14 protein-coding genes are annotated in these 12,913 nt (G+C 46.2%); 6 read left to right on the top strand and 8 right to left on the bottom strand.

The features are described from left to right. Positions 1–26: 26 nt before the first annotated feature. Genes sbcD through hlpB form a run of 3 tightly spaced genes read left to right on the top strand, consistent with a single transcriptional unit; the run spans position 27 to position 4,907 of the window. Entirely contained in the window at positions 27–1,202 is a 1,176-nt protein-coding gene (sbcD, locus tag MOF34_RS03720; RefSeq protein ID WP_019713889.1) for an exonuclease subunit SbcD, read from the top strand. Further along, positions 1,199–4,591, top strand: a complete 3,393-nt coding sequence (gene sbcC, locus MOF34_RS03725) for an exonuclease subunit SbcC (RefSeq protein ID WP_268398566.1) — start codon at positions 1,199–1,201, stop codon at positions 4,589–4,591. The genes sbcD and sbcC overlap by 4 nt, the downstream gene beginning before the upstream one ends. A gap of 13 nt (positions 4,592–4,604) precedes the next feature. Beyond that, entirely contained in the window at positions 4,605–4,907 is a 303-nt protein-coding gene (gene hlpB / locus MOF34_RS03730; RefSeq protein ID WP_268398568.1) for an HNH nuclease-like protein HlpB, read from the top strand. Between the two features lie 36 nt (positions 4,908–4,943). Here hlpB and MOF34_RS03735 read toward each other — a convergent pair whose 3' ends face one another. The 8 genes from MOF34_RS03735 to MOF34_RS03770 form a co-directional block, all read right to left on the bottom strand. After that, the gene (locus MOF34_RS03735) at positions 4,944–5,162 is read right to left on the bottom strand and encodes a spore germination protein (protein WP_010333667.1); all 219 of its coding nucleotides are present in this window, start codon (positions 5,160–5,162) and stop codon (positions 4,944–4,946) included. Between the two features lie 31 nt (positions 5,163–5,193). Then, positions 5,194–5,595 carry a spore germination protein GerPE gene (locus MOF34_RS03740; RefSeq protein WP_268398570.1) on the bottom strand — a complete coding sequence of 134 codons (402 nt, stop codon included), beginning with the start codon at positions 5,593–5,595 and terminating at the stop codon, positions 5,194–5,196. Then, on the bottom strand, positions 5,595–5,771 hold the full coding sequence (gerPD, locus tag MOF34_RS03745; protein ID WP_014113307.1) for a spore germination protein GerPD: 177 nt from the start codon (positions 5,769–5,771) through the stop codon (positions 5,595–5,597). Before gerPD ends, MOF34_RS03740 begins: the two co-directional genes overlap by 1 nt. Next, entirely contained in the window at positions 5,768–6,385 is a 618-nt protein-coding gene (locus tag MOF34_RS03750) for a spore germination protein GerPC (RefSeq protein WP_268398572.1), read from the bottom strand. Before MOF34_RS03750 ends, gerPD begins: the two co-directional genes overlap by 4 nt. Positions 6,386–6,407: 22 nt before the next feature. Next, entirely contained in the window at positions 6,408–6,641 is a 234-nt protein-coding gene (locus MOF34_RS03755) for a spore germination protein GerPB (RefSeq protein WP_019713894.1), read from the bottom strand. Between the two features lie 14 nt (positions 6,642–6,655). Beyond that, positions 6,656–6,877, bottom strand: a complete 222-nt coding sequence (locus MOF34_RS03760; RefSeq protein ID WP_003224441.1) for a spore germination protein — start codon at positions 6,875–6,877, stop codon at positions 6,656–6,658. 389 nt (positions 6,878–7,266) lie between these two features. Next, positions 7,267–7,437 carry an aspartyl-phosphate phosphatase Spo0E family protein gene (locus tag MOF34_RS03765; protein WP_268398575.1) on the bottom strand — a complete coding sequence of 57 codons (171 nt, stop codon included), beginning with the start codon at positions 7,435–7,437 and terminating at the stop codon, positions 7,267–7,269. A gap of 145 nt (positions 7,438–7,582) precedes the next feature. Next, positions 7,583–8,506, bottom strand: coding sequence for a CotH kinase family protein (locus tag MOF34_RS03770; protein WP_268398577.1), 924 nt, complete (start codon positions 8,504–8,506; stop codon positions 7,583–7,585). 154 nt (positions 8,507–8,660) lie between these two features. On the opposite strand from MOF34_RS03770, the gene MOF34_RS03775 reads away from it, so the two are divergent. The 3 genes from MOF34_RS03775 (at position 8,661) to wprA (ending at position 12,884) form a co-directional block, all read left to right on the top strand. Then, positions 8,661–9,566 carry a fumarylacetoacetate hydrolase family protein gene (locus MOF34_RS03775; RefSeq protein ID WP_268398580.1) on the top strand — a complete coding sequence of 302 codons (906 nt, stop codon included), beginning with the start codon at positions 8,661–8,663 and terminating at the stop codon, positions 9,564–9,566. Between the two features lie 112 nt (positions 9,567–9,678). Next, positions 9,679–10,035: a YisL family protein gene (locus tag MOF34_RS03780; RefSeq protein WP_019713898.1), complete on the top strand. Its 357-nt coding sequence runs from the start codon at positions 9,679–9,681 to the stop codon at positions 10,033–10,035. Positions 10,036–10,199: 164 nt separating this feature from the next. Continuing rightward, the gene (wprA, locus tag MOF34_RS03785; protein ID WP_268398582.1) at positions 10,200–12,884 is read left to right on the top strand and encodes a cell wall-associated protease WprA; all 2,685 of its coding nucleotides are present in this window, start codon (positions 10,200–10,202) and stop codon (positions 12,882–12,884) included. Positions 12,885–12,913: the final 29 nt, after the last annotated feature.

Here is a 12,913-nt window from a genome sequence, read left to right on the forward strand (position 1 = left end):
TTCTATACAAAAAAGAGGTGAAAGCATTGCGGATTTTACATACGGCTGACTGGCATCTTGGAAAAACGCTAGAAGGAAGAAGCAGGCTGAGTGAACAGGCCGATGTGCTTGATGAATTGAATACGATTGTAAAGGAAGAGCAGATCGATGCCATTGTAATGGCAGGGGACGCGTTTGACACTGTGAACCCGCCGGCTTTAGCCGAGCAGCTGTTTTATGAGAGCTTGTCTGCGCTTAGCGACAGAGGAAAGCGCCCAATTGTTGTCATTGCCGGAAACCATGATAACCCTGACCGTTTGTCCGCTGCTTCACCGCTGACACATGAAAACGGCATTTATTTAATTGGCTATCCGACAACAGAACCGCTTCATATTGAAGTGCCTTCAGCAGGGGAGCTTTTGGCTGTCGGAGCGCTGGCGTACCCATCTGAAGCGCGGTTAAATGAAGTGCTCTCCGATACATTTGATGAAAAGCTGCTCCGTGATCATTATGACGTGAAAATCAGGCAGGCGTTTGAGCATATGACAAGCCGGTTCCGCAAGGATGCAGTGAAGGTTGCCGCTAGCCATATCTATGTGGCAGGCGGCAACCAAACGGATTCTGAGCGGCCGATTGAAGTCGGCGGCGCTTATACGGTAGCTGCTGAAAGCCTGCCGCCGGATGCAGCTTATGTGGCGCTCGGCCATTTGCATCGTCCGCAAACGATCAAGCGGGCGCGGACGCTTGCGCGTTATTCGGGCTCTCCGCTCGCCTATAGCTTTTCTGAATCGGGCTACGCTAAATCAGTGACGATCGTGGATGCTAAGCCGGGGGAAGAGGCCTCTTGGCGTGAGGTATTATTATCAAGCGGCAAGCCACTTGTGAAGTGGAAAGCCGCAAATGGCTTAAGCGAGGTGTATAGCTGGCTGGATGAAGGCAGGGATCAGAATGCCTGGATTGACCTTGAAATCCGTGTCTCGGACCAGCTGTCACTTGAAGAAATTCACAGGCTACGAAAGGCGCACCCGGGCTTTATCCATATCAGGCCGGTTTTCGAAGAACAGAATAACGACCGGGAACGGATCGAGGTCAAGCATGTGTCGATCGAAGACCGCTTTAAGAAGTTTTATGAAAAACAAACTGGCGGCGCGGTGCCGGATGAAGAAATGGTGAAGCTGTTTTTAGAGCTTGCATCAGGCGTTGAAGAGGAGGATGCGAAATGAAGCCGATCGCCTTAAGCATTAAGGGGCTCCACAGCTTTAGAGAGGAGCAGACGATAGATTTTGAAGGGCTTTCCGGTGCCGGTGTTTTCGGCATTTTCGGCCCGACAGGAAGCGGAAAATCCTCTATTCTCGACGCAATGACGCTCGCTTTATACGGAAAGGTGGAGCGGGCGGCGAATAATACGCACGGGATTTTAAACCATGCGGAAGATACGCTGTCTGTTTCCTTTACCTTTGCGCTTCAGACAAATCATCAAATCTCTTATAAAGTAGAGCGCGTCTTTAAGCGAACGGATGAAATGAAGGTGAAAACGGCACTTTGCCGTTTCATCGAAATCAGGGACGAGCAGACAGTGCTGGCGGATAAAGCCAGCGAAGTGAATAAAAGAGTGGAGGAGCTCTTGGGACTGACGATCGACGACTTTACGAGAGCGGTGGTCCTGCCGCAAGGAAAATTTGCTGAATTTCTGTCTTTAAAAGGGGCGGAGCGCAGGCATATGCTTCAGCGTTTATTTCATTTGGAGCAGTATGGAGACCGGCTTGTGAAAAAGCTGAGACGGCAGGCGCAGGAAGCCTATGCGAGGAAAAATGAAATGCTTGCTGAACAATCCGGTCTCGGTGAGGCGAGTTCAGAAGCGGTTGAGCACGCGGAAAAAGCTCTCGAACAAGCTGAAGCCCGGCTGGAAACGATGAAGAAGAATCGTGATCAGGCAAAAGAGCGGTTTACGGAGCACCAGGAGATTTGGAATGTCCAGAAGGAAAAAGCCGCTTATGAGGAAGAGAAAAAACGTCTCGAAGAAAAACAGCCGCACGTAGACAGCATGCAAAGGCGTCTGCTGGAAGCCGAAACAGCCGCCGCTCTGAAGCCTTATGCTGATCGGTACGCAGAAGCGATACTGCATACGGAAAAAGCTGAAAAGGAACATACGCTTGCCCAAAAGGATTTAGCAGACCGGACCACTTTTTTTCAACAAAAACATGAAGAGTATGAAGCGTGGCGCCGGCATAAAAGCGAGAAAGAGCCTGAGCTCTTAACAGAGCAGGAACAGCTTTCCCGCTTGCAGCAGATCGAAATCAAACTGAGAGAGGCCAAGCAAGAGGAAGAGCGCAAAAAAGCTGAACTCCAGCAGAAAGAAGAGGCTCTTCAATCTGTAATGAATGAATTGGAGACGGTAACAGACCGTCTAACACGAGGGCAAAACAGACAGACGGAATTGAAGGAGCAGCTCAAATCCCTGCAAGTGACATCCGATGAGCGAAAAAGCTGCCAGCAGGCCGCAGAAATGGCATTGCGCATCAGACAGATTGAAGAGCAAATTATAAAAGAGAAAAAACGAAGTGACGCATTGAACCTCGTGCTTCAGAAGATGAATGAGGAGAAGGGTACACTCGTTCAAAAGACGGAAGCGGAAAAAAGCAACATTATTCAGGCATATGAGGCTGTACAAACCGTGTACCATATGGTGTGTGAGACGGAACGTTCATTAACACGTATGACTGAGCAGGTTAAAAAGAGACAGCAAACGCTTCACTCGCAGCGTGAAAAAGCAAGAATGGCGCTGCTCACAAAAGAGTTAGCCGAAAAGCTGACCGCCGGAAAGCCCTGCCCGGTCTGCGGTTCAACCCATCATGATCCGTCTGCCTCAGTACATGAAACATATGAGCTCGACAGCAATCTTGAAAAGAATATCAAACAGACAGATGTGTTATTGACGGAAGCGGCAGTTCTCAGCCAGGAGATTCTTTCAGCCAAAATCACGCTTGAAGAACAGTCCGCGCGCTTTATTGAACAGTGTCCGTTTTTGCAAGCAATTCAAGCACCGAATCTTGAAGCGGCAGCTTCCTACGAGAACCAGCCAATGCATGAGGCATTCGATACAGCCACAATTGAATGGAAGCGAGTCAAACAGGATATTCTTTCTGTTAAAACACGAATGGCACAAGTGATCAGCGCCTACCAGGAGTCTTTAAAAAAAGCCGATCAGCTTAATGAAAAAATCGGTTTTGAAAAAAGAGAGGCTGACAGGATTGACAGCAACATCGCCGAGCTTCAGTCCTCGATGGACAGCCGCCTGGAAATGTTTAAAGAAGCGTTTCGGGATCAGTCTGTGGATGAAGCGGAAAAATGGCAGCAAGCCATTGAAGAAAAGGATCGGGCTGCAGAAGAATGTGAAAAACGGATTGAGAAGAGCATCGCGTTTCTTGCTGAGCATGAAGCACAAAAGGAAAAGCTGCGGGAATCGGGACACCAGCTCGAACGGGAAAAGCTGGAGCTTCATTATGCAGCTGAACGCATGAAGAGCGTGATGGCTGATTATGAGCAAGAGCTCGGAGATTACGAAAAAGGAGATTCGATCCAAATCAAACTCCGCTCTGTCCTTCAGGATTTAAAGCTGTTAAAGGAAAAAGAGCAGTCTCTGTATGATGAACTGCAAAGCACCCAATCGATGCTCAATCAGGCGAAAAGCCGCGCTTCAGCAAGTGAGTTCACGCTTAAAGAGGCGAAGGACAGATTGGAAAAAGCGGAAGCTGCTTGGCTTGAGCATGCGAAAGGCACCCGTTTTACCCGGACTGAAGAGGTGGAACGAAGTCTTGTCCCAGCTGATAAACTTGAAAAGATGAAAGAGGATATAGATCAGTTTAAGGATAAACTGAAGCAAAATGCTGCAAACTTAGAACGAGTTGCAGAAATACTTGCCGGCAGAGCCTTATCAGAGAGCGAATGGAGAGCAACCGTTACGGCATTACAAGAAGCTGAGGATGCATTTGGCGCTGCTATAGAGGAAAAAGGCGCAGCAGCGAAAGCGCTGGCCGTCATCCGCGATCAGCATAAACGGTTTAACGAAATTGAAGCCGAACTGAAGAAATGGCAGACGCATATCGACAGGCTGGACAAGCTGCAAGCTGTGTTTAAAGGCAATACCTTCGTGGAATTTTTAGCAGAAGAGCAGCTTGAAAGCGTTGCGCGGGACGCATCAGCAAGACTCGGCATGCTGACGAGACAGCGCTATGCCATTGAAGTGGATTCAGAAGGCGGATTCGTGATGCGGGATGACGCGAATGGAGGCGTCAAACGTCCGGTATCCAGCTTATCTGGGGGAGAGACCTTCCTCACCTCACTTTCGCTTGCTCTAGCGCTGTCTGCGCAGATCCAGCTTCGCGGAGAATACCCGCTCCAGTTCTTTTTCTTAGATGAGGGGTTCGGTACCCTGGATCAAGATCTGCTTGATACGGTTGTGACAGCCTTGGAAAAACTGCAGTCAGACAATCTGTCTGTCGGTGTCATCAGCCATGTGCAGGAACTGCGGGCCCGGCTTCCGAAAAAGCTGATCGTACATCCGGCTGAACCGAGCGGCCGCGGAACACGGATATCACTTGAGTTGATGTAAGGGAGGAGAGGATATGGCAAAGCAGATCGCCGGAATATGTGAGCTGTGCGGCCGGAGCGATGTCCAGCTGACAGAGCACCATCTCACACCGAAAGAGGAAGGCGGAACGTTTCTGCCGACAGCGATGCTCTGTATTCCTTGCCATAAACAGATTCATGCCTTATATACCAATCAAGAGCTTGCCGTTCGCTTAAACGGAATAGATGAACTCCGAAGTGATCCACAGCTTGCCCGGTTTGTCAAATGGATCAGAAAACAGCCGCCTGAGAAGCTGATCAAAACAAAGAAATCAAATGAACGAAAAAAGAAAAAATGACTAAAAAGCAGCCCTCTCTTTGCAGAGTGGCTGCTTTTATCCGTTTCCAACCATATCCTGATCACTGACATCGGGGTCTATATAATTTGTCGCGTTGACTGCGTTGTTTAATAGAAGGAAATCTCCCGTGTTGCCTGCTCCCGAACCGAGCGCAGATTTTGAAGAGCTTTTCGGAGAAAGGTAAAAGGAATCACCAAAGTTTACGACTCCGCCCGATATGGAATTGATAGCTATAGGCCCGACAATTGCTGGCATAAACGACACCCTTTATCGAAGTCTCTGTTTATTATATGCTCTTGTCTGGCGATTGTGAGCGCGGAGACTGAATCTGCCGGATATGTTTAATGCGCGCGTCGCCGCGTATGGCCGAAGCTGAGCCCGCATGAAAAACTGAAGAGGATGAGACCCCTTGAATTTTGATATTGCGTACATGAATAACCGGCACTTCGTGGCAAAATGCGCTTTGTACACCTGTTTCGGGAAGCGGCTTCACTGCCTGCTGCTGAAAGATCTGGTATTCCTTTCTGTTAAATGAGCCTTCATTATGGTAAAACGTGGACAGTGAGCGCTGAACAGAAAATACTTTTACACTCATATCGATTTCGTTTGTGTCGCCAACTTGAAACACACTTGCTATTCCCAGTGAGTTAATGTTAAGCAATCTGATCCGGGATATACGCTTAAACATTATTCTGACGGCAGAGGAGCAAACGGCCCGATAATAAGAGATTCTGGCGGAGTATCAAAAATAGAAGACAGATAGATAGATTCAGTGTCTCCGATGTGGAAAACAGAAGAGCTGGAAACACCATTCATCCGGATATCCCCGACTTCCAGGTTGCGGTTGATGACTGTAAAGATCATGCTTGCTCATCTCCTTTCATTTCGGATGGGATATGTTCCAGAAAATGTTCTACAGCACGGATCACGTCACGTTTCACATGCTCAGCGATATGTTCCGCATATTGTTTAGGCGGTGTATGTTCTTCTTTTTTGATATGGGACATATAATAGTGAATTCGGCTGTCCATTTGTTTTCTGATGTCTTCAATGACATGATGTTTGTTTGTATCGTCAAGCCTGCTGTTATATTGGTTTTCAAGCTGCTCCAAAACTTCTGGGATTTCCTCAGTTAAGTACATGTCAACTATCTGGCGGATCTGCTGCATGAGCTGAGCGCTCTCTTCCTGCTGCATCATCCCGATTTCAGGTGCTGTTTGGCTGACTTCAAAATTTTGGACGCTGTTTGGGTCTGTCGGATTTAAGCCGATATTCAAAGTCCCGTCCAGCCTTTCGATTTTCAGCTGATCAAATTTATACTCCACACGCTCAATGGTAGTGGCCGGCCGCTGTTTCATCGTATTCATTTCAGTTTGAATCTCTTTCAGCTGACGTTCGAGCTGCTGTATATGAAGCGCCTGCTGCTGAACGAAGGAATTCAAGTTTTGCAAGTAAGAGGAAACAGATTGATCATACATGTCTTTCACCTCTTTCATATGATTAACGGCCAGGAGGCTGGAGCGGAACCAATGAACCTGTATCGGGCTCCTGTAATTCGACTGGCTGCCCCTGAGCGGAAACATCGGGAGCCGCTTCTACATAGCTGCCTGTATTGTACAGGTTAGAAAGCGATTTAATGGACCCGGCGCTTCCGATTTGCAGAATGGAGGAGTTGCTGATTGATTCCAGCCGGAGATAATTAATCTGAATGGTTTGATTAATATAAAAGTTCATGAAGCACACTCCTTTTACGCATTCCCTGCGATCGGCTGATCAACTGCATCGTTGTCATACACATTCGTCGCGTTTTTGTAATTCATCACCTTGAGGCTGTCGCCGGTATTAAAACTGCCTGCACCGGCAAACGTTCTGACCTCGGCCTGAGGAGAAATCGTAATACAGTCCCCGATGTGAATGACTCCGCTCGTACCAATCGCATTAATTTTAAACGCTCCGACAATGGCCGGCATACGAGCACATCCTTTATTGAAAAATTGAAAAAAGGCAGGTAAAGTAAAAATGAATTTAATTTTAATTGGGCTATTCACGATAGCTTATGACAATCGCACATATGTGTGAGAGAAATTTAAAGGTGGGCATATCGAGTTTAAATGTAAGCGCTCTCGTTAAAGCCGGTATTGTATCAATTGAGCGGAAATGCGGCAGTCGTGCCGCTATCCGCCTGCGTGATTTGTTTCAGTTTCTTTGGTGTTTTTGCGTGAAGAAATGCGTTTGGAGTATGTCATGCTGCGGTATTCCGATATTTGGGCGGACATATTCTCGACCCAAGGTATATCCAGATGTGCTGAGTAAAAAGCGGAGTTACATGTGGTGTATTCAAATTGTTATAGATAATGATTTACATACGGGAGTTTTCGGAATATCCCCCAAAAATCATTTCCTCTTTAAGTCGGGTGTTCAGCAGGCTATCCAGCTTTTGGCTGCATTGAATCGTTTCCTTTGAATTCATGCCGTATTTTTGTGCTGTTTCTATTAGTGTGATCCTCATTTCTTCAATTTTACTGTTCATTACGCTATCTCCAATTCTAGATTTTATTTTTATATAAACGCAGGATATCGTTAGTATAACCTATTTTGGCTGAAAAGGTTGCCTTTCGTCAATTTGACAAAAAAAGCGACAATTTTTGCTGCGGCCTTATTAATGGAGGAAAGGACTATAGTCTTGCTAAGTGTACTTGCAAAAAGTCCTGCCGCTCCTCAATTTCTCTAAGTATATTTGTCTGCTCCTTTTCGAATTGCAAGGGTCTTTTTTTTATGAAAGGATCATCATCAGCTTTTTGACAAATGTCAAGGTGCCATTCGCTGATGAAAGGTGACAATCGTTCAATGGTAAATGACCGGTTCAGCACGTTTTTCATTAACGTGTGATATTGAGACCTGAAGGCGGGAATGGCAAGAAGCCTTGACGAAAGCGTCCGTCCTTTTGTCAGCAGAGGGTCTTCGTCAGATATTCCGTGTGCGGCAAGTGATCTGGTCTCTATCGGGGAAACGTGAAGCCGGCCCGATTCGTTTAAACAAAACGTGTAATAAAAGCTTTGATTGGTGCAGGCGCTGCCGATCAGCCATAAAAAAAACAGTTTGACATCCAGATACATTTTAATGCGTTCAGCCAATTCATCATCTCCAGCTGTGCGAATCAGCGTCAGAAATTCGTATAAGAACGGCGAAGATTCATTTCTAAAAACGGACAGCGGAACTCTCGGATCGGCTGTCCTTATTCGGTAACTTGTTCTATCGGCCAGCTGATGGTTCTTGATGCTCAAATAAATGCCTTCTGGCTCGCCATTGATGGTCAGAAAGCTGTACGAGGCAGCGGGAGCAGGAACGCCGATCTGGTTAAAAAAACAATAAGCGAGCCTGCGCCGCATCATGGACGGATCATCCTGTTCCGCATTCAAAAAAAGTGTGCTTTCACCAAGCAGAGACTTTTCCCAGTTGATTTCATAGGATACCTTATCCGCCTTGTCACGCTGTGTGAGAAGAATGGGAGAAACTGATCGGTTTGTCACCAGAAGCCCTTTGGCAGTACCTTTACAATTCAGCTGCTGCCGATGAAAAAATAAATGCACGCTCTTCATATTCTTGCCTCCTCCTCAAAACGACATTTGTATGATATGTGCAGCAAGCCCGTCCTGAAACGAAATGAAAACGGATATGGGAAAAAGGGATTTCGGCATTCGACAGAGAATACATGAAGGAGCATTCTGATTTAAAAGATGATGGAGGAATAACATGAAATTTGCGACAGGGGAACTTTACAACCGAATGTTTGTCGGCCTGATCATTGATGATGAGAAGATCATGGATTTGCAAAAGGCTGAAAAAAAACTGTTTGAACTTGAAACGATTCCGGGATCGCTGATTGAATGTATCGCAGTAGGGGATAAATTTGTTGCGCATGCAAGGCAACTGGCCGAGTGGGCAAAGAAACCGAATGATGAGCTGGGATCATTTATGTATTCATTATCAGAGGTGAAGCTTCATGCACCCATTCCTAAGCCGTCAAAAAATATCATCTGCATTGGCAAAAACTACAGGGATCATGCGATTGAAATGGGAAGCGAAGCTGACATTCCGGAGCATCCGATGGTATTTACAAAATCGCCGGTAACGGTAACAGGGCACGGTGATACCGTAAACAGCCATGAAGAGGTCACCTCTCAGCTTGATTATGAAGGAGAGCTTGCTGTCGTCATCGGAAAAAGCGGCACTCGCATTTCAAAAGAAGACGCCTATGACCATATTTTTGGATATACGATTGTGAATGATATCACGGCGCGTGATCTGCAAAAAAGGCATAAGCAGTTTTTTATGGGAAAAAGCCTGGATACGACATGTCCAATGGGGCCCGTGCTTGTACATAAATCATCCATTCAGGAGCCTGGGCGCCTCAAGGTTGAAACAAGAGTCAACGGCGAGCTGCGCCAATCCGGTGCGACAAGCGATATGATCTTTTCCATTCCGGAATTAATTGAAACCCTCTCAAAGGGGATGACGCTTGAAGCGGGAGACATCATTGCCACCGGTACGCCGTCTGGAGTCGGAAAGGGATTTAAGCCGCCAAAATTCTTGCGGCCAGGTGACAAAATCGACATTACGATTGACCCGATCGGAACGCTGTCAAACCAAATTGGCTGAATCAAACCGGAGGGCGGACTAGAAGCCCGTTTTTTCTGAGATTCATCTTTGTGGCAGAGGACAAGTTCATGGTACTATAAGTGGGGTAATTTATCTGATAGGGGGAACCTGTATGACACACCTACATATTACGACATGGGTGGTAGCGCTGATTCTGCTTTTCGTCAGCTACTCGCTGTATTCGTCAAGAAGTGCGAAAGGCGCCAAAATCACTCATATGATTTTGCGGCTATTCTATATCCTTATTATTTTGACAGGAGCTGAGCTGTTTGTCCGTTTCGCCAACTGGAACGGAGAATACGCCGGCAAAATGATTCTTGGCATTATCACCATCGGTCTGATGGAAATGCTCCTCATTCGCAAGAAAAAAGAAAAATCAACCGGAGGCCTCTGGATCGGTTTCGTCATTGTTCTTGTCCTGACAGTGCTGCTCGGTCTGCATTTGCCAATCGGTTTTCAATTGTTTTAATAGAAAAAGCACGAACCCGGCCCTATGAAGGAGTCGGGTTTTGTGTGTTTTATCCCTTAAATTCCAAATCATTTAAAATAACCTTAAAATTCCCTGCGAGTGGTATCTCGTCCTATGAAATTATGATACCTTCAAGAAGATTCAATATTTGCAGGAGGGATATCATGAAACGCAGAAAATTCAGCTCGTTTGTGGCGGCAGTGCTTATTGTTGCACTGATCTTCAGCCTTTTTTCTCCGGGAACCAAAGCGGCAGCGGCCGGTGCGATCGATCAGGCGGCTGCTCTGGAAAACGGCAAAGAACAGACAGGCACCATGAAGGAACCGGAACAGGTGAAATGGTACAAAGTGACTCCGGATAAAGCAGATATTCAGAAAAACTCACATATGGCCTTAACCGTAAAGAGCGATTCAGTACTGAATGTATCTGTATATCCAAGCAAGGAAAAAGCGCTAAAAGATGAAACGTTTGAGATGTACCGTTCATACACGGCGGAGGATGGAAAAAGCGAAATCATTTTTCCATACGCATGGAGCGGCCCTTACTATGTAAAAGTTGAATACCTCGGAGAAGAAAAACCAGAGGACGGCGGAACGGCAGAAGCAGCTGCGGAAGCCAAGTATTCGATTGGGTATAAAGGCACGAATAAGCAGCCGTCAGATTTAGAACAGGAAGAAGCTTGTCCTGTGGAAATGAGTGTTGATCAGAAAAAATCGGGAAAAAGCATCCTAGACAAGCTGAGAGCGATTCGTGATGAGCAGCTTAGCCAAACAGCAGAAGGCAAAGAGCTGACTAGCCTTTACTACAAAGCGGCGCCGTTTATCGTGGCAAAGCTCGCACTCAATAAAACTGCGAGAAATGAAATCTATCAAGATCTTGTGACATTAAAGCCGTTGTTTGATAATGTGTCAGAAAACGGTGCGTCTTCTTCATATAAGATAACTGAAAAGGATCAAGCAGCAATCAACCGGCTATATGATACAGCTTTACAATCGGTCCCGTCTTTCCTTAAAGAGGAGATAAAGAAACAGGCTGAACGGTTAAATATCAAGAAGCTGCAAGGCAAAACAGCAGGAACTATTTTAACAGAAAACAGTATTGCGGCAAAAAGTGAAGTTCAGACAACAAAAGTCATTTTCAAGGTGAAGAACAATAAAAGCCTCTCATCCGTACATAATGAAATGAAGGGCTTTTCTGCAAGTGCGCAATCGAAAAAAGACATTTCAAATGTGAAAAAGGCAAAGAAACTGTTCGACAATCTGTATTCCTTCGAACTTCCGAAAGATGAAAAGCAAAACGGTGTATACACAGCAAGCGCAAAACGGGTCAAAAGCGCTGCTGCGACATTATCCAAGATGTCTAACGTAGAGTTTGCTGAACCTGTGCAGGAGTATAAACGACTGTCAAACGATATTCAATACCCTTACCAATGGCCGCTTAAAAACACCGGTGAAAACGGCGGTGTCAAAAATGCGGATGTGAAATTCGAACCTGCCAGCACCTTGCTGTCCAAACGCAAGCTGAACGATACATTGATTGCAGTAGTAGACACAGGTGTGGACAGTACGCTTGCTGATTTAAAAGGCAAAGTAAGAACCGATCTCGGACGCAATTTTGTTGGACGGAATAACAATGCAATGGATGATCAGGGGCATGGGACACATGTCGCAGGCATTATTGCCGCCCAAAGCGATAACGGCTTTTCTATGACTGGATTGAATGCCAAAGCGAAAATTATCCCGGTAAAAGTGCTTGATTCCACAGGTTACGGAGATACTGAACAAATTGCCCTCGGCATCAAATATGCTGCTGACAAAGGAGCCAAGGTGATTAATTTAAGTTTAGGCGGAGGCTACAGCCGCGTACTAGAATTTGCTTTGAAATACGCAGCAGACAAAAATGTCTTGATTGCCGCTGCCAGCGGGAATGACGGAGCCAATTCCTTATCGTATCCTGCCTCTTCTAAATATGTGATGTCAGTCGGGGCAACGAACCGTATGGATATGACTGCTGACTTCTCTAACTATGGAAAAGGTCTGGATATCTCTGCTCCAGGGTCTGATATTCCGAGCTTAGTGCCGAACGGAAATGTCACGTACATGAGCGGAACATCTATGGCCACGCCATATGCTGCCGCTGCTGCAGGATTGCTGTTCTCTCAAAACCCTAAGCTGAAAAGAACAGAGGCTGAGGATATTTTGAAAAAGACGGCAGATGACATTTCTTTTGAGAGCGTGGATGGCGAGGAAGAAGAAATGTATGACGATAATGGCGATCCGATTGACATTCCAAAAACGCCTGGAGTAGACTGGTACTCAGGCTACGGGCGGCTGAATGTCATGAAGGCTGTCAGCGCAGCTGATATACAGCTCAAGGTCAACAAGCTGGAAAGCACACAAACAGCCGTCAGAGGAAGCGCAAAGGAAGGCACGCTGATCGAGGTCATGAACGGCAAGAAAAAACTTGGCAGTGCCAAAGCCGGCAAAGACAATGCGTTCAAGGTCAATATCCCAACTCAAAAACAAGATCAAGTACTGTATGTGAAAGCGACAAAAGGCGATGCAAAAACATCGTATAAAGTGGTCGTCGTCAAAGGAAAACCTTCCGGCACACCGAAGGTAAAAGCGGTGAAAACGAAGGATACGGCAGTGAAAGGAAAGGCGTACAGCAAGGCAATGATCAGAGTGAAAAACAAATCAAAGAAAGTCATTGCTTCTGCCAAAGCTGACGCGAAAGGAACGTTCACGGTGAAAATCAAAAAACAAAAAGCCGGAACGGTACTGTACGTCACGGCTGCTGATACAGATAAAAAAGAAAGCAAGGATGTAAAAGTTGTTGTTGAAAAGTAATCTAAAAGCGGTGCTCGCTGCACCGCTTT

This window comes from Bacillus sp. T17B1 (assembly GCF_026796395.1).
GTDB lineage: Bacteria > Bacillota > Bacilli > Bacillales > Bacillaceae > Bacillus > Bacillus spizizenii_A.